The organism is Solidesulfovibrio sp. (assembly GCF_029978005.1).
Classification (GTDB): domain Bacteria; phylum Desulfobacterota; class Desulfovibrionia; order Desulfovibrionales; family Desulfovibrionaceae; genus Solidesulfovibrio.
This window is the reverse complement of record NZ_JARKOZ010000106.1, coordinates 1-17,373: the sequence shown is the minus strand read 5'-3', so window position 1 is coordinate 17,373 and position 17,373 is coordinate 1. Positions and strand designations below refer to the sequence as shown.

The 17,373-nt window shown below is 69.1% G+C and carries 14 protein-coding genes and 1 pseudogene; 5 read left to right on the top strand and 10 right to left on the bottom strand.

Annotation, left to right across the window (positions count from 1 at the left end):
* Positions 1-117: 117 nt before the first annotated feature.
* From Q1K70_RS12205 to gcvH, 5 genes are all read left to right on the top strand, one after another.
* Positions 118-1,851, top strand: a complete 1,734-nt coding sequence (locus Q1K70_RS12205) for a sigma-54-dependent Fis family transcriptional regulator (RefSeq protein ID WP_300159870.1) — start codon at positions 118-120, stop codon at positions 1,849-1,851.
* Positions 1,852-2,086: 235 nt separating this feature from the next.
* Complete coding sequence (gene lpdA / locus Q1K70_RS12200) at positions 2,087-3,484, top strand: dihydrolipoyl dehydrogenase (RefSeq protein ID WP_300159867.1); 1,398 nt, start codon at positions 2,087-2,089, stop codon at positions 3,482-3,484.
* A gap of 28 nt (positions 3,485-3,512) precedes the next feature.
* Positions 3,513-5,123, top strand: coding sequence for a sodium:solute symporter family protein (locus Q1K70_RS12195; protein ID WP_300159864.1), 1,611 nt, complete (start codon positions 3,513-3,515; stop codon positions 5,121-5,123).
* Positions 5,124-5,168: 45 nt separating this feature from the next.
* Positions 5,169-5,615 carry an OsmC family protein gene (locus Q1K70_RS12190; RefSeq protein WP_300159862.1) on the top strand — a complete coding sequence of 149 codons (447 nt, stop codon included), beginning with the start codon at positions 5,169-5,171 and terminating at the stop codon, positions 5,613-5,615.
* A 94-nt stretch (positions 5,616-5,709) separates the two neighbouring features.
* Positions 5,710-6,132, top strand: a complete 423-nt coding sequence (gcvH, locus tag Q1K70_RS12185) for a glycine cleavage system protein GcvH (protein WP_300159859.1) — start codon at positions 5,710-5,712, stop codon at positions 6,130-6,132.
* A gap of 148 nt (positions 6,133-6,280) precedes the next feature.
* Here the strand turns inward: gcvH and Q1K70_RS12180 are convergent, their stop codons facing one another.
* The 10 genes and pseudogenes from Q1K70_RS12180 to Q1K70_RS12135 form a co-directional block, all read right to left on the bottom strand.
* Complete coding sequence (locus Q1K70_RS12180) at positions 6,281-6,892, bottom strand: LysE family translocator (RefSeq protein WP_300159856.1); 612 nt, start codon at positions 6,890-6,892, stop codon at positions 6,281-6,283.
* A gap of 22 nt (positions 6,893-6,914) precedes the next feature.
* Positions 6,915-8,582 carry a radical SAM protein gene (locus tag Q1K70_RS12175; protein WP_300159853.1) on the bottom strand — a complete coding sequence of 556 codons (1,668 nt, stop codon included), beginning with the start codon at positions 8,580-8,582 and terminating at the stop codon, positions 6,915-6,917.
* Positions 8,583-8,756: 174 nt separating this feature from the next.
* Positions 8,757-10,055: a cell division protein FtsZ gene (gene ftsZ, locus Q1K70_RS12170; protein WP_300159850.1), complete on the bottom strand. Its 1,299-nt coding sequence runs from the start codon at positions 10,053-10,055 to the stop codon at positions 8,757-8,759.
* Between the two features lie 61 nt (positions 10,056-10,116).
* Positions 10,117-11,343: a cell division protein FtsA gene (ftsA, locus tag Q1K70_RS12165; RefSeq protein ID WP_009109895.1), complete on the bottom strand. Its 1,227-nt coding sequence runs from the start codon at positions 11,341-11,343 to the stop codon at positions 10,117-10,119.
* A 250-nt stretch (positions 11,344-11,593) separates the two neighbouring features.
* Entirely contained in the window at positions 11,594-12,535 is a 942-nt protein-coding gene (locus tag Q1K70_RS12160) for an FtsQ-type POTRA domain-containing protein (protein ID WP_300159839.1), read from the bottom strand.
* Positions 12,532-13,419 (bottom strand): UDP-N-acetylmuramate dehydrogenase, encoded by an 888-nt coding sequence (gene murB / locus Q1K70_RS12155; RefSeq protein ID WP_300159837.1) that lies wholly within the window; start codon positions 13,417-13,419, stop codon positions 12,532-12,534. The genes Q1K70_RS12160 and murB overlap by 4 nt, the downstream gene beginning before the upstream one ends.
* Positions 13,409-14,782, bottom strand: a complete 1,374-nt coding sequence (gene murC / locus Q1K70_RS12150; RefSeq protein WP_300159957.1) for a UDP-N-acetylmuramate--L-alanine ligase — start codon at positions 14,780-14,782, stop codon at positions 13,409-13,411. The genes murB and murC overlap by 11 nt, the downstream gene beginning before the upstream one ends.
* 35 nt (positions 14,783-14,817) lie before the next feature.
* A complete protein-coding gene (murG, locus tag Q1K70_RS12145; protein WP_300159835.1) occupies positions 14,818-15,927 on the bottom strand; it encodes an undecaprenyldiphospho-muramoylpentapeptide beta-N-acetylglucosaminyltransferase in 1,110 nt (369 codons plus the stop codon).
* Positions 15,924-17,051 (bottom strand): putative lipid II flippase FtsW, encoded by a 1,128-nt coding sequence (gene ftsW, locus Q1K70_RS12140; RefSeq protein WP_300159832.1) that lies wholly within the window; start codon positions 17,049-17,051, stop codon positions 15,924-15,926. Before ftsW ends, murG begins: the two co-directional genes overlap by 4 nt.
* Positions 17,048-17,373 (bottom strand): annotated as a pseudogene (locus tag Q1K70_RS12135) (UDP-N-acetylmuramoylalanine--D-glutamate ligase); the annotation flags it as partial. The gene ftsW and the pseudogene Q1K70_RS12135, both read right to left, overlap by 4 nt.

Genomic DNA, 17,373 nt, shown 5'->3' with positions numbered 1-17,373 from the left:
CCCGTTCGCCGCGCCTGGGCAGTCCGGCGAGAGCGGCCGGTCGCGGAAGCTTTCTTTCCGGGACTCTTCGCCATGCGCGGGCTGGCGCTTGCAGCATCCGGGCCGCCAGGAGGGTTCATGCGCGTCGAACAGGTGATGCACGCCTCGCCGGAGACCCTCACCCCGGACCACCGCGTCGAGGACGCCCTGGCCGTGTACAAGCGCACCGGGGTCAACTGCGTCCCCATCCTCGGGCCGGACGGCGCGCCGGTCGGCATCCTCACCATCTTCCGCGTGGTGGACGCCCTCAAGCAGGGCTTCGGCACGGACGTCGCCATCCGCGAGGTCATGGACCCGAACATCGTGTCCGTGCGCAACGACGAGCAGTTCGAGGTCGTGTGCCATCAGATGCCCATGGAGCGGCTGCTCGTGCTCAACGACCAGAACCGGCTCGTGGGCGTGCTCACCAAGATGGAGCTCATCCGCAAGGTCTACGACGCCTTCGACACGGCCGAACGGCGCACCCACGAGATGCGCCAGATCATCGACTGCGCCATGGACGGCATCCTGGTCCTCGACCACGAGGGTCGGGAGGTCTCCCGCAACCAGCGCTTCGCCGCCCTGGCTCCGGGCTGGTCCGACGACGTCGCCCCGGACGGCGACACGCCAGCCTCGGCCGTGGCCGCCGGCATACGGGCCTGCCTGGCCGGGGGCACGGCCTTCGCCCGGCTGGTGGACGAGGACGGCGGCCGGCGCATGGTGCTCACGGTCTCGCCCCTGCGCGACCCGGACGGGGTCCCCTCCCGCTACGTGGCCACGTTGCGCGACCTGAGCGAAGTCGACGCCCTGCGCCGCGAGGCCGACCGCAAAAGCCGCGAGATCGAGGCCCTGCGCACCTCCCGCTTCGACGACGACCCGCCCGTGGCCGAGAGCCCTTCCATGGTCCGGCTGTTCCAGCAGGCGGCCTGCGTCGGCCGCGTGGACTCCACCATCCTCATCACCGGCGAGACGGGCGTGGGCAAGGAGGTGGTGGCCATGCGCATCCACCGCCACAGCCCCAGGCGCGACGGGCCGCTGATCCAGATCAACTGCGGGGCCATTCCCGAACATCTCCAAGAGGCCGAACTCTTCGGCTACGAGAAAGGGGCCTTCACCGGCGCGGACCGGGCCGGTCGCATCGGCCTGTTCGAGGTGGCCAGCGGAGGCACGCTCATGCTCGACGAGGTCGGGGAGATGGGGCCGGGGCTGCAGGTCAAGCTCCTGCGCGCCCTGCAGGAAGGCGTCTTCCACCGCATCGGCGGGCGCGCCCCCATCCGGGTGGACGTGCGGGTCATCGCCATGACCAACCGCGACCTGCGGCGCATGGTCGCGGAAAAGACCTTTCGCGAGGACCTCTACTACCGCCTCAACGTCGTGCCCCTGGCCGTGCCGCCCCTGCGCGAGCGGCCCGAGGACGTCGTGCCCCTGGCCGAGCGCTTCCTGGCCCAGTTCTCCCGCCGCCTGCGCCGGCGCATCATCCTCACCGACGCCCAGCGCGCCCTGCTCGCCGCCTATCCCTGGCCCGGCAACGTGCGCGAGCTGGCCAACATGATGGAGCGCCTGGCCGTGCTGTCCGGCATGGACGAAAGCGCCGACCCGGTCTGGCAGTCCCTGGCCACGGCCGTCCGCCCGTCCCTGCCCCCTGGTCCGGGAACGGACCACCCCTTGCCCGGCGAAGGCCTGCGCGAGGCCGTGGCCCGCTTCGAACGCGGCTGCCTGGAGACGGCCCTGGCCGCGGCCGACAGCCTGCGCGGCGCGGCCAAGCGCCTCGGCGTCCCCCACACCACCTTGCTGCGCAAACTGCGCGAGCACGGCCTCTCGGTCCGGAAATGAACCACGGTCCGGAAACGGACCGCCGCCCTTTCCTGATTCTCTTCCAGTTACATACTGAAATTATTCGCTTTTTATGTTCTCCGCAGGTTCGTTACGTCACAAGCTCCTTGTGGCCACCATCCTCCAAATCTGCAGCTAACATCCCGAGTAAAAACAATATTCCTTCCTTGGCCCGTTTGTTGTTTCAGGAGGAAACACGTTCTTTTCCGCACAAACGAAGGGAGGATTGCCACTGATGGCGCAAACACGATTCGATCTCGCAGTCATCGGCGGGGGGCCGGCTGGCTACGTCGCCGCCGCCAGGGCAGCCAGGCTCGGCGGCAAGGTCGCCCTGGTCGAGAGAGACGGCCTGGGCGGAACCTGCCTTAACCGGGGCTGCATCCCCACCAAGACGCTCATCCACGGCGCGTCGGTCCTGGCCGCCGTGAGCGGGGCGGCGGCCTGGGGCGTGTCCTGCGGCGGCCGGCCCGTCATGGACCTGGCCGCCCTTCTGGCCAGGAAGGACCAGGTGGTGGCCGGGCTGGCCCAGGGCGTGTCCCGGCTGCTGGCCGCCGCCGGGGTGACCGTCTTTTCGGGCCTGGGCCAGGTGCCCGCCCCGGAAACGGTCACCGTGAGCGGCCCGGGCGGCCAGGAGCGCCTGTCCGCCCGCAACATCCTGCTGTGCCTCGGCGCGCGCCCGACCCTGCCGCCCATCCCGGGCCTGGACCTGCCGGGCGTGGTCACGAGCGACGCCCTGCTCGACGCATCCGACGTCCCGGACACGCTCGCGGTCATCGGCGGCGGGGTCATCGGCATGGAATTCGCCTGCCTCTTCGCCAGCCTCGGCAGCGCAGTCACGGTCATCGAGGCGGCCGAGCGCATCCTGCCCATGGTGGATGAGGAGCTGCAAAAGCGGCTCATTCCCTTGTGGAAGCGCCAGGGCGTGACCGTCGTGCGCGGGGCGGCCGTGTCCGGGATCGTGCCCCGGGGCGACATGCTGGCCGTGCGCCACGCCGGACGCGGCGGGGAAACCGAGACCGTGTGCCGCAAGGTGCTGGCGGCGGTCGGCCGGCGTCCCGCGCCCGTGGACGGCATCGTGGCCCTGCCCGGGCTCGTTCGGGAAGGGCCGTTCGTGGCCGTGGATGCGGGCATGCGCACCTCGATCCCGGGCGTCTTCGCCGCCGGCGACCTGACCCCCGGCCCCATGCTGGCCCACGTAGCCTCGGCCGAGGGCATGGTGGCCGCGGCCAATGCCATGGGGGGAAACGAGGAAATGGACTACGAGGCCATCCCCGCCTGCATCTACACCGTGCCGGAGATCGCCGGCGTGGGGCTGACCGAAGAGCAGGCCGCCGGGCGGGGCCTGGCCGTGGCCGTCGGGCGCGCCACCTACGGAGCCAACGGCCGGGCCCAGACGCTCGGCGAGCCGGTCGGCCTGGTCAAGCTCGTGGCCGACGCCGCCGACGGCCGCATTCTCGGAGCGCACCTCTTCGGCGCCCAGGCCAGCGAGCTGGTGGCCGAGGCCGCCCTGGCCGTGCGAAACCGCCTGACCGTGCGGCAGCTGGCCGCCACGGTGCACAGCCATCCTTCCCTGTCCGAAACCCTCGCCGAGGCGGCCCGGAGCCTGCTCGGCGAACAGTCGCACGCGGCCTGAGGGGATCGCGCGCGAAACGGAGTGCGCCATGCAAAACTACACGCTCTGGATGTTCGGCCTGGCCCTGGCCTACACCATCCTGCTCGTCACTTTAGGGCACATCATGAAGCGGCGGGCCAAGAAGGGCGACGATTACTTCGTCGGCGGCCGCTGCTTCGGGCGCTGGACGGTGGCCTTTTGCATCACCGGCCTTTTTTCCGGCTCCACCTTCATCGCCATCCTGGAACTGGCCTACCTCAAGGGCGTCTCGGCCATGTGGTACGGCGTGGCCGAGATGAGCCACGTGCTCATCATCGCCTTGGTCCTCATCGGGCCCTTCCGGCGCAAGATGATGGTCACCATCTCCGGGCTCATCGGCGACAAGTACGGCCGGATGGCCAAGGCCATCGCCGGGGCCATCACGGCCTTCACCTTCCCCATGTGGTCCGTGGCCACGGCCCTGGCCTTCGCCTCCTGCATCAACGCCATCACCGGCATCGACCTCATGACCGCGGTCATCATCACCGCCGCCCTGCTCTACGTGTTCCTGCAGGCCGGCGGCATGTGGTCCGTGGCCATGACCCAGACGGCCAACTTCTTCGCCTACATGGCCATGTTCCTGGTCGGCGGCTACGCCGTGCTGGTCAACCCCGGCCTGGGGGGCCTCGGCGCCTTCCTGGCCGAAAAGCCGCAGTTCGCGAACATGTCGGGCGTGGGCCTGCAGACCATCCTGGCCTGGTTCGGCACCTTCTGGATCAACGTGCTCCTGGCCCAGGCGGCCTTCCAGATGTCGCTGTCCTGCCGCACGCCCGACGAAGGCCGCAAGGGCCTTTTCATCGCCGCCGGCTTCAACGTCATCTTCATCGTCATGGGCATCGTCATCGGCATCGCGGCCGCGGCGGTCATGCCGGGCAACGCCCGGGGGTTGGTCGCCGTGCCCAAGTACCTCATGGCCAACATGCCCGCGCCCCTGGTCGGCATCTTCACCCTCGGCATCTGGGCCTGCGCCCTGGGCTGGGGCGCGCCGTGCCAGTTCTCGGGCGCGACGAGCCTCGGCAAGGACGTGGGCAGCGCGCTCAACCCGGCCGCCTCGGACGCCGACCTCGTGCGCTACACCAAGTGGTCCCTGGTCCTTCTGACCGTGCTCATGGTGGTCTTCGGCTACATGCGCTCGGAGCAGGCCGCCTGGTGGAACATCTTCGCCTGGACGGCGCGCAACGGCTCCACCTTCGCGCCCGTGGTGGCGGCGCTCTTCTGGCCCCTGGCCGGCCGGCGCGGCGCGACCTGGGCGCTCGTGGCCGGGTTCGCCTCGGGCCTGCTCTGGAACCACCTCGGCGGCTGGTCCGTGGCCCACTTCTACCTCAACACCCACCCGGTCTGGGTGGCCATGGGCGTGAACATCTCGACGCTGACGCTCATCACGCTCTTCGACGGCGGCTGGAGCTTCGTCACGCCGCAAAACGGCAAGCGCTGGCTGCGCGACATCGGCGTCGGCGGCGCGGCGGTCTTCGCCGTGGCGAGCTTCGCCGCCGCGGACTGGCTGCGGACCACGGGCCTGATCGGCATGTTCCTGTTCATCATCATTCTGTTCCTGTGGCTCGTCACCATCGCCTGCACCGCCCCGCGCGAGCAGGCCGTGGCCATGGCCCGGGCCAACTGACGGCGACGGACGCAACCAACGGAAAACAAAAAAGGAAGTACCGCCATGTATACCGTGAACGTGCAGTGGAAGGGGCAGATGCGCTTCGACGGAACCGACGCCGAAGGCCGCGTGGTGGCCATGGACGCCTCGGCCGTCTACGGCGGGGCCAACGAGGGCATCCGGCCCATGGAGCTCATGCTCATTTCGCTGGCCGGCTGCACCGGCATCGAAGTGGGCCACGCCATGAACAAGATGCGCCTGGGCTACGACTCCTTCGCCATCTCGGTGGAGGCCGAGCGCCAGGAGGCGATCCCGCAGGTGTTCACCGTCATCCGCGTGCACTACGCCGTGACGGGCGAGGGCCTGACGCTCGAGAAGTTCCGCAAGGCCTTCGAGCTGGGGGCCATCAAGTATTGCTCCGTGGCCAACATGGTCAAGCAGGCCTGCGAAGTGGCCTATTCGTACAGCGTCAACGGCCAGCGCCAGGAGTACCTGCCGGCCGGGGAATAACCCCCTCCCGCCCCGGGCCGGACGCGCCGCACGGCGCTTGCCCGGCCCGGGGCCCTTTTTCGCCGCGGGCATGCCCCGCCAAGGAGGAAGCACCATGCAGGATTCGCCCGAAATCAGCCTCCCGGACGACCGGCGCTACACCACCGAACACATCTGGGTCATGCCGGACGGCGGCGAGGTGGCCTGCGGCATCACCGACTTCGCCCAGTACCAGCTCGGCGAGGTGGTCTACGTGGGCCTGCCGGCGCTCGGGGCGTATTTCGCCGCCGGCGAGAGCTTCGGCACGGTGGAGTCCATGAAGTCGGCCAACGAGCTGTACATGCCCGTGGCCGGGGTGGTGGCCGGCGTCAACACCGTGCTCGAGGACCTGCCCGACCTCGTCAACGCCGAGCCCTACGCCGACGGCTGGATCATCCGGGTGCGGCCCGATGCCCCGGACGACGCCGAGGACCCCGAACTGCTCCTGGACCAGGCCGGCTACCGCGCCTTCCTGCGCACCCTCGGCCAGGGGAAATAGGCCGCTACGCCCCGTTTCCCCGTCGGGCGGACAGCGGGGCCTCTCCCCCTTTTCGCCCCTTGCCGCCCGGCTCCTGCCCTGCCCCCTGATAACGCGCCTGTCTTATCAGGGGGCGATTTATTGATATGCCTGTTTCAGGAACACGGCACTACCGCCTGGCCGCCACCGCCGTCATGACGCCCGCGCCGATGAGCGCGCCGCCGCCCACGCGCCGCAGCCGCCGCACGAAGCGCGCATCGCGGATGCGGCCGCCGAGGCTGCCGGAGAGCAGCGCATAGACGGCGGTGTTGACCGCGCCAAGGGCCACGAAGGTCGCGCCGAGCAGCACCAGCTGCGGCAGGGCCGGGCTGGAGGGGCTCACGAACTGGGGCAGGAAGGCCACGAAAAAAAGCAGCGTCTTGGGGTTGAGGACGGTGACGGTGAAAGCGCGGGCGAATTTGCGCCCGGCCGGGCAGGGAGTCGGGGACGCGGCCACGTCGTCGGCGCGCAGCATGCCGATGCCGAGCCAGACGAGGTAGAGCGCGCCCACGAATTTGACGCAGACGAAGGCGGCGGCCGAGGCGGACAGGATCGCGCCGAGGCCGGCCAGGGAGCCGGCGCAGGCCACGGCGTCGCCCAGGCACACGCCGGCCACCAGGGACCACACGGACGTACGCCCCTCGGCCAGGCCGTAGCCGACGACCATGAGCACGGTGGGGCCGGGAAAGACGAGGAGTAGAGACGCTGCGGCCACGAAGGCCAGGTAGAGGGGGATGGTCATGGCGGACTCCTTCGCCGCCGGATTACCCCTTCTCCCCGCGCGCGTAAACGCCGCAGCGGCGGCAGTCGCCGCAGCCGGCGGGCGGGCATTTGGCCGTGGGCACGCCCTCGCGGTAGCGCTCCCACTCGCGCCACAGGAAGTCGCGCGAGACGCCCACGTCCACCACGTCCCAGGGGAAGACCTCGTCGCGGGGGCGGTCGCGGTCGAGGTAGGCGGCCACGTCGCCGTCCCAGGTCTTGAGCGCCCGGCGAAAGCTCCCCGCCTCCAGGGCCTTTTCGACGAGCCCGAACAGGGCCGCGTCGCCCCGGGCGAGAAGCCCTTGCAGACGGGCGGCCGAGGCGTTTTCCACCTCCACCTTGAAGCCCTTCAGCGGCTTGGCGGCGGCGCGCACCCGGGCGTAGGCCGCCTCGATGGCCGCCTCGGAGGCCATGGGGGCCCACTGCATGGGCGTTGCGGGCTTGGGCACCAGGGGATTGACGGAGAGCGTGGCATGGGCCACGCCCCGCTTGCCCACGCCGATGGAAGCGGCCTCGGCGATTTGCCCAAGCAACGGCGCGAGGGCCTCGAAATCGGCCTCCTCCTCGCCGGGCCAGCCGACGATGAGGTAGAACTTCAAGTGGTTGACGCCGTGCTTGCCGGCCAGGGACACGGCGCGGAGCAGCGCCTCCACGGACAGGCGCTTGTTGGCGGCACGGCGCAGCCGGTCGCTAGGGGCCTCCAGGGCCAGGGTCAGGGTGCGAAGGCCGGCCTCGCGAAGGACGGAAAGGAGTTCCGGGGTGACGCCGTCGGCCCGGACGGAGGACAGGGAGAACTTCGTGCCCCGCGCCTTCAGCCAGCCGAGAAACGGCAGCAGGTCCGGCCAGTCCGTCAGCGCCGTGCCCACGAGCCCCACCTTGCGCGGCGAGACGTCCTCGATGAGCGCTTGGAGGTCGGAAAGCCTGGCCTGGCGCGGCGGGCGGTAGACGTAGCCGGCGGCGCAGAAGCGGCAGCCGTAGGGGCAGCCCCGGTTGACCTCGACCAGGAACATGTCGCGGAAGGCGGCGTGGCCGGAGACGAAGCAGGAATGGACCGGCTCGGCCAGCACGGCCGGGGCCTCGGCGCAGCGGGCCACGGTGCGGGCCACGGGCGTTTTCGTGCGCCCGGGCGCGAGCACGCCCGGCAGGCCGGCCACGGCGTCAAGGCACGCGGCCTTGTCGGCACCGGCGAGGGCGGCGCGGCGCAGCCTGTCCATGACCTGGGCCAGCCCGGCCTCGGCCTCGCCGACGTAGAGCAGGTCCAGCGCCGGCAGGATGGGCGCGGGATTGATGAAGGAAAGCGGCCCGCCTCCCATGACGATGGGAAAGTCGGGCCGCGCCTCGGCTCGCAGGGGGATGCCCGCGGCGACCAGGGCCGCCGCCACGGGCAGGTAGTCTTCCTCGTAGCACAGCGAAAAGGCGACCACCGGGAACCGGGCCAGGGGGAGGCCGGAATCCTCGGCGACGGGCGGCCGGTCCGGACGGCAGAACACGCGCTCCACGGCCAGGGCCGGATTTTCCGTCAGCAGTCGCCAGGCCGCCTGCCAGCCCAGGGCCGAGAGCGCCAGGGCGACGTCGCCCGGCACGGCCAGGGCCACGGGCAGCCGACCGCCGAAATCGCGTATATCGGGCCTGTCCAGCCCGAAATGGACCCTCGCCCGCGTCTTTTCGCTCAAAGGTCCTTCCAGCCGTCCCGGGGCGCCGGGGCTCCCCGGACGGAGCCGGCGCAAAGGGACGAGCCCTCCGCGCCCGGATCGCATCTCCGGAAACGAAGGGGAGCACTCCCGTCGGCAACAGGTTCAACCGACCCTGCCCCCGAAAATACCGGCGTCTTTTTTACGGACGCCCCGCTAATCCGCCTGCATGCGGATGAAGGAGGGAATCTCGAACTCCTCCTCGTCGAAGAGGAACTCCTCCTCGCCGGCGGGCTGGGCCTTGATGGCGCTCTGGGACAGGGCGGCCTCGGGGTTGCCCTTCTTGCCGCCTTTGCGCAGGTAGGCCGGGATGTTGTAGTCGTTGGCCTGCTGGCTGGACAGCACGCGCATGCTGCGCGGGCTCTGCACGCCGCCGCCTCCGCCGCCGCCTCCGCCCATGGGCGGGGTGGCCGGCTTTTGCCGGGACAGGCTGGTGATCACTTCCACGGACTTCTGCTGCTCCTCGCGCTTCTGGGCCGGCGCGGCGTCGCGCTGCATGGCCGATTCGATGCCCGTGGCGATGACGGTGATGCGCATCTCGTCCGTGGCGTCGGGGTCGAAGACGGTGCCGAAGAAGACTTTGGCGTCCTCGTGCACGGCCTCGGTGATGGTGGAGGCGGCTTCGTCCACTTCCTCGATGGTGAGGTCCGGGCCGCAGGTGATGTTCATGAGCACGCCGCGCGCGCCGTCGATGGTGACGTCTTCGAGCAAGGGGCTGGTGATGGCCTTGAGCGCGGCCTCCCGGGCGCGGGACTCGCCGCGCGCGGTGCCGAAGCCCATCATGGCCAGGCCCATCTCGCTCATCACGGCCTTCACGTCGGCGAAGTCCAGGTTGATCAGGCCCGGGACCATGATCAGGTCGGAGATGCCCTTGACCGCGAAATAAAGGATCTCGTCGGCTTTTTTGAGCATCTCGATGAAGGTGGCCTTCTTGGAGGCCAGCGACAGCAGGCGGTCGTTGGGAATGGTGATGATGGAGTCCACCACGTCCCGAAGGGCCTGCACGCCCTTCTCGGCCGAGAGCAGGCGTTTCTTGCCCTCGAAATAGAAGGGTTTGGTGACCACGGCCACGGTGAGCGCCCCGGCCTCCTTGGCCACCTGGGCCACGACCGGGGCGGCGCCGGTGCCGGTGCCGCCGCCCATGCCGGCGGTGACGAAGACCATGTCGCAATCGCCGATGGCGGCGCGGATGGCGTCGATGCTCTCCAGGGCGGCGTCGCGGCCGACGTCGGGGTTGGCCCCCGCGCCGAGGCCCTTGGTGAGCTTCTCGCCGAGTTGGATGCGGTATTCGGCCTGGGACTTCTGCAAGGCCTGGATGTCGGTATTGGCGGTGATGAAGGTCACGCCGGACATGGCGGAACAAATCATGTTCTCCACGGCGTTTCCGCCGCCGCCGCCGCAGCCGATGACCTTGATGCGGGCGTTGGAGCCCTGGTCAAGTTCCAAATATTCCATCTTCTAATCTCCCCCTAGCGAATCTCCCTGTGAATCCCCCGAAAGGCCAGCCACTCGCAGACTACTTCACGTCCACGAACCATTTCCGCATCCTCCCCAGAATGCGGTTGAAGACATTCTCGTCGCGGATACGAAACCGCTGTTCCACGCCTTCCTTTTCCGCGCCGAACATGAGCAGCCCCACCGCCGTGGCGTACATGGGGCTGTTGACCACGTCCTTGAGGCCCCCGACCTTGTCCGGGTAGCCGATGCGCGTGGGCAGGTTGAATATCTGTTCGCCCAGTTCCTGGATGCCCTCGATCAGCGCCGTGCCGCCCGTAAGCACCACGCCCGCGCCGATCTGGTTCTTCATGCCCGAGCGGATGAGCTCCTGGTCCACCAGCGCCAGCATCTCCTCCACGCGGGGCTCGCATATCTCGGCCAACACCTGTCGCGAGAGTCGGCGGGGCTCCCTCCCCCCGACGCTCATGACCTCGATGACCTCGTCTTTTGGCACCATCTCGGCCAGGGCGCAACCATACTTGATCTTGATCTTTTCCGCCGAGGCCATGGGCGTGCGCAGGCCAAAGGCGATGTCGTTGGTCAAATTGGTGCCGCCAAGGGCCAACACCGCGGTATGCTTGATGGAATCATTGGCGAAAATGGCCAGATCCGTGGTGCCGCCGCCGAGGTCCACCAAGGCCACGCCGATTTCGCGTTCCTCGCCCGTGAGCACGGCCTTGGACGAAGCCAGGGATTCGAGCACGATGTCCGAGACGTCCAGGCCCGCCCGGTGGCAGGAACGGATGATGTTCTGGGCGCTGGTGACCGCGCCGGTGACGATGTGCACGCGCACTTCCAGGCGCACGCCGGCCATGCCCAGGGGGTCGGCGATGCCGCGCTGGTCGTCGACGATGAATTCCTGGGGCAGGATGTGGATGACCTCCCGGTCGAGCGGTATGGCCACGGCCTTGGCCGCGTCGATGACCCGCTCGATGTCCCGGGGGCCGACCTCGCCGCCCTTGACGGCGATGACCCCGTGGCTGTTGAAGCCCTTGATGTGGCTGCCGGCGATGCCGGCGTAGACCGAGCGGATCTCGCACCCGGCCATGAGCTCGGCCTCTTCGAGGGCCTTCTTGATGGATTGCACGGTCTGCTCGATATTGACCACCACGCCCTTGCGCAGACCCGTGGAGGGGCTGGTGCCGATGCCCACCACGTCCACGCCCTCGGGCGAGAGTTCGCCGACGACCACGCAGATTTTGGTGGTGCCGATATCGAGTCCGACAATAAGTTCCGACCTGGCCATAAACCGCTCCCTGAACGTTTCCACTCGCGGCGTCGGTATCGCCCGCGCTCGGTTCTACGTCAAACGCGCGACGATTTCATGTCCTAAATCGCCCCCCCCGGAGCGAGCAGGACCCCCGATGCCGCCGTTTCCCGCTCCTTGGTCCCCTAGCCTCGTATCCTCAAAGCACAAGCGGACGGAGTCAAAGCACAACGTTCTTAAAAATTTGACCTTCCTTGAAGGATGCCAGGCACCTTTCAAGACCGTAACCCTAGCCTTGCGACATTTCCCCCGAATTGCCGCGTTTCTCCACCCAGACCTTGTCCCCCTCGGAGGTGATGAGCCCGACCTTGTCCAGCTCCCCGCGCCGGCGCAGGTCCGTCCAGACGAGGTTCATGCGCGAAAGATTGCGCCGCCATTCCTTGGAGCCCAGGCACAAAAGGATGCCCGGGTCCATGAGGCGGATCTCCAGGCCCCGGCCCCAGCTGAGGCGCAGCCAGGCGATCTGCCCGAAGTCGAAGGGGACCTGGTGCTCGGCCACGGCCCGACGCAGATCGGCCAGCAGGGCCAGATGCTTTTCCATGCCGGCCTCGACCTCGATCTGGGGCAGCGAAACGAACTGCCCGGGCTCGACCTTGTCGATGATGCGTCCGACCTCATCGGCGTAATAGAGGGTTCCCTGATACTGCACAAGATAGGAAGGGGCCTTTTCCTTCACATCGATGACGACGGTCCCAGGCAAAACGCGCTTGACGGACACCGAATCCACCCAGGGCTCCCGGGCCAGCTCGGCCCGCATGCGGTCCATGGACAGCGACAGCACGTTGACCCCGGGGGTCAGCCCGGCCAACTGCCGGATATGCTCCTCGGAAAGCCGGGAACAGCCCGTGACCGTGGCGCTTTGCAGGGCGAAATAGTTGATGGTGGTCAGCCAACGGTAGCCGGCCAGCAAGGCCACGCTCACGGCCAGCACCAGCGCCCCCATGAAGGCCATGGACACGGCCCGGGTGAAAAGCCGCCCCACCCCGCCGATGCTCACCGCCGGCAGGCGCAGGGTGCATTCGCCGCGGGAATTGCGGTTGCGGTTCCCCTTGGATTTGACCACCCGGCTCTTGACCGTCACGCGCGGCGTCGCGCCCGCATAGCCGTTGCGGCGTTTCTTGCTCGCTCCTCCCACCCCCAGTCCGGAAAGCGTTCCGACCCTGACGTTCATGGCGTCACCCTCACTTCCAGTTCCAGTTCATGTCCGCTTTTCTCCCGCACGGCCTCCCTTGCCGACGCGAGGAGCGAAAGCGCCTCCCTGCCCGTACCTCCACCGAAATTCACCAAAAAGTTGGCGTGTTTCTCGGAAAACCCCATGCCTCCAAGCCGCTTGCCGCGAAACCCGGCCGCCTCGAGCAGCTTCCAGGCCGCCTCGCCCGGCGGATTCTTGAACACGCACCCGGCCGTGGCCGCGGTGATGGGCTGGCTGGCCTTTTTCTGCTTCAGGTGGGCGATCATCGCCTGGCGGATGGCGATGGGCTCGTCCACCTCGCAGTCGATCTCGGCCTCCAGCACCACGAAAAATCCCGCTACGCCAGTGAGCGCGAACCGCCGGTAGGCGGTGGAAAACCCCTGGCGCGAAATCCAGGCCAGACCCGTCTCCGGCGACCAGACCCGCACCCGGGCCAGGACCTCGCCCATGGCCTCGCCGTAGGAACCGGCGTTGCCGGCCACGGCCCCGCCCACGCTCCCGGGCACGCCGACCAGTCCGCCGAGGCCGGCCAGGCCCTGGGTGGCCAGCCAGGCCACCAGCCGCTGGAGCTTGACCCCGGCCCCGACCCGCACCCGGATCTTGCCTTCGGGCCGCTCGTGCAGGATCACGGGCTCGCCCGCGAGGCGAGGGCTCACGATCACCAGCGGCACCTCGCCGTCCCTGGCCAGGACGTTGCTGCCGCCGCCCAGCACGAAGGGCGCGCCGCCCTGTCCGGCCAGGACGTCTCCCAACCCTTCGGCCTCCTCGGGCCGGGTGAAGACGACTTCCGCCAGGGCGCGTCCGCCCAGGCGCAAGGTGGTCCGGTCCGCCAGAAGCGGCCCGGGCCTGAGCTCAAGCGGCACCACCCGCCTCCAGGTAGTGCGCGCCCACCTGCCAGATGCTGCCCGCGCCAAGGGTCATGAGCACGTCGCCCGGGCGCAGGATTCCGGGCAGCGCCGCCTCCATGGCCGCGAAATCGCGGTAGTAGGACACGTCCGTCCTGCTCACCTGCCGGATGCCCTGGGCCAGACTCTCGCCGCTGACTCCCGGGATGGGCGCTTCCGAGGCCGGGTAGATCTCGGTCAGAAGCAGGCTGTCCGCCCCGGCGAAGCAGGTGCAAAAAGCGCCGAAAAGCGCCTTGGTGCGCGAGAACCGGTGGGGCTGGAAGGCCACCACCAGCCGGCGGCCGGGGTAGACGGCCTTGGCCGCGGCCAGGGTCGCCTTGATCTCGGCCGGATGGTGGCCGTAGTCGTCGATGACCGTGACCCCGGCGCGCTCGCCCTTGCGCTCGAAGCGCCGACCCACGCCGCCGAACTTGGCCAGGGCCTCGGCGATGACCGGCACCGGGATCCCGGCCTCGATGGATATGCCTATGGCCCCCAGGGCGTTTTGCACGTTGTGGCGGCCGGGGTGATTGAGGCGCATCTCGCCGAGGTCGTTGCCGTCCAGGCTCACGCGGAAGCGGCTGGCGTCGCCGGTCTCGAGGACCGTGCCGCGAAGCCGGGCCTTCTCCCCGAAGCCGTAGGACAGCACGGGGCGGTTGACCCGGGGCAGGATGCGGGCCACGCCCGGGTCGTCCAGGCAGACCACGGCCACGCCGTAGAACGGGATGCGATTGAGAAATTCCACGAAGGCGTCGTCGATGGCTTCGATGCCCGCGTAGTGGTCCAGGTGGTCGGCGTCCACGTTGGTGACCACCGAGGCGATGGGCGACAGGCACAAAAACGAGCCGTCGGATTCGTCGGCCTCGGCCAGCAGGTACTCGCCCTGGCCCAGACGGGCGTTGGCCCCGTAGGCGTTGAGGCGGCCGCCGATGATGACCGTGGGGTCGAAGCCGGCCTCGGTGAAGATGGTGGCCAGAAGCGAGGTGGTGGTGGTCTTGCCGTGGGTGCCGGCCACGGCGATGCCGGTGCGCAGGCGCATGAGCTCGGAGAGCATTTCGGCCCGGGGGATGACCGGGATGCCGCGCTCGCGGGCGGCGGTCACCTCGGGATTGTCCGCGGCCACGGCCGTGGATTTGACCACCACGTCGGCCTCGCCGAGGTTCTCCCGGCCGTGGCCGATGGAGATGTTCGCGCCAAGGCCCCCCAGGCGCTTGACGGCCGCGCCCATGGCCAGGTCCGAACCCGAGACCTCGTAGCCGAGGTTCAGGAGCACTTCGGCGATGCCGCTCATGCCCGAACCGCCGATGCCGATCATATGGATCTTGCGGACCTTGGTGCGCATGGCCCCGGGGCCGCAAGCCGCGTTGGCGTGGATGGTCATTTCGCGCCTCCCCCCGAGGAGGCCAGCCGCAGCAGCGCCCCGGCCACGGCGTCGGCCGCGTCCGGCAGGGCGGCGGCGGCCGAGGCCCGGGACATCGCCTCCAGGCGCTGCGGGTCGTTTAAAAGTTCGAGAAGCATGGCCGCCAGGTCGACGCCCGGCAGGTCCTTCTGGGCCACCACCACGGCCGCGCCGGAGCGGGCCAGGTAGTCCGCGTTGACGGACTGGTGGTCGTGGGTGGCGAAGGGAAAGGGAATGAGCAGGCACGGCTTGCCGGCGGCCGTGGCCTCGGCCAGGGTGGTGGCCCCGGCCCGGGCCAGGACGAGGTCGGCCGTGGCGTAGGCCTCGGCCATGTCCTCGATGAAGTTTTCGAGAATCACCCTGGGCGCGCCGGGGGCGTCGGGACGCGCCGCCATGACGGCGGCGAGGCGGCCGCGCATGCGTTCGAAATCCGCCCGGCCGGCCTGGAGGCGCACGCCGACGCCGGCGTCGAGCAGCCGGGGCAGGATGTCGGCCACGGCGTCGTTGACGGCCCTGGCCCCCTGGCTGCCGCCGAGCACGAGCAGGCGCCTGCCTTCCCCTTCCGACGCGGCGTGGGCTCCGGATGCGATGCCGCCCCGGATGGGGTTGCCCAGGCGCTCGGTCTTTTTGGCCGGGAAAGCCCCCTTTTCGTCGGGGTAGGTGACGCAAACGAGGTCCACGAAGCGGCCGAGGACCCGGTTGGTCACGCCCGGGACGCTGTTTTGCTCGTGGATGGCCGTGGGGATGCCCATGAGCCGGGCGGCGGCCACAGGGATGAACCCGGCGTAGCCGCCGAAGCCGGCCACCACGTCGGGGCGGGCCTTGCCGAAAAGCCGCACGGCCAGACCGAAGGCCTTGAGCATCCAGAAGGGCGCGGCCAGGGCGCGCAGCCCCCGGCCGAAAACGCCGCTGGCCGGCAGGCCGACGAAGGGCAGGCCCGCCTTGGCGGCCAGCGCCCCCTCGGGCCCCTGGCCGCCGACGAAGAGGACCTCGGCGTCCGGGCGGCGGGCGCGCAAGGCCTCGGCCACGGCCAGGGCCGGGAAGATGTGGCCGCCGGTGCCGCCCGTGGTCAGCACGATGCGCGTCATGTCCGTGCGCTCCGCGAAAGGTTGAGCAGGATGCCCACGCACAGGAAGCAGGAAAGCAGGTTCGAGCCGCCGTAGCTCAGAAACGGCATGGCCACGCCCTTGGGCGGCACGCAGCCGAGCACCACGGCCAGATTGAGCAGAAACCCGAGCCCGAGCACCAGGGCCATGCCGTAGGCCGTGAACCGGTCGCGCAGGTCGTCCTGGGCCAGGGCCACCCGGAAGGAACGCCACAGCAGGATGCCGATGCAGATGAAGACGATGGAGATGCCGATGAACCCCAGCTCCTCGCCGAGCACGGCCATGATGAAGTCGTTGTGGGCCTCGGGCAGGTAGAAGAGCTTCTGCTTGCCCGCGCCGAAGCCCGCTCCGGCCACGCCGCCCGAACCGAAGGCGTAGAAGGACTGCACGAGCTGGTAGCCGACGTTCTGCGGGTCCTTGAAAGGATCGAGGAAGGCGAACCAGCGCTTGAAGCGGTAGGGCGAGGAGGCGATGAGAAGCCCCATGGCCCCGACGCCGAACATCATGGACACGGCCAGGTAGGTGATGCGCGTGCCGCCGACCAGGCTCATGAGAAAAAAGAGCATGCCGAGAAAGACCGCGCCGCCGAAGTCGGGCTGCAGCAGCAGGATGAGGCCGAGAAAGCCCGTGACCATGACCGGCGGAATGAAACCCACGGAAAAGGAGCGGATGAGCTTCTGCTTCTGGCTGAAGAAATAGGCCAGGTACATGACCAGCACCACCTTGGCCAGCTCCATGGGCTGCAAGGTGGCCGGTCCCAGGTGCATCCAGCGGCGCGCCCCGCCGGCCTTGACCGAAAAGGGCGGCACCAGGGTGAGGACGAGGAGACCGATGATGGCGAAAAGCCAGAGGTAGACCGGCCCGTGGAGCACCCGACGCGGCATGTAGGCGCAGATGGTCATGAGCCCCAGGCTCACCATGGCGAACAGGGCCTGGCGCTGGAAGAAATAATAGCGGTTGCCGTTTAAGCGCTCGGCCATGACGCCGCTCGAGGAAAAGACCATGACCAGGCCAAGGCCGGCCAGCATCAGGGCCGCGCCCAGAAGCCACAAGTCGAAGCGCCCGGGCAGCCTGCTTTCCGCCGTGGGCACGCGCACCGTGCTCATGCCTTTTCTCCCGCGTCCCTGTCCATGGGCAGGCCGGCGAACACCCGCTGGAAGTCCCGGCCCCGGGCCTTGTAGCCGTCGTAGAGGTCGAAGCTGGCCGTGGCTGGGGACAGGAGCACCACGTCGCCGGGCCGGGCGTCGGCGTAAAGCCGCGTCATGGCCGCCTCGAGGGTGGGTTCGTGGAAAAGGGGCACCTGACCGGCCCAGGCCGCCTCGAAGACCTCGCGGTTGGCCCCGAAAAGCCCGACCGCGGCCACGCGCTCGCGTAGAAGGGGCAAAAGCGCGGCCAGGTCGCCGCCCTTGAACACGCCGCCGGCGAGCA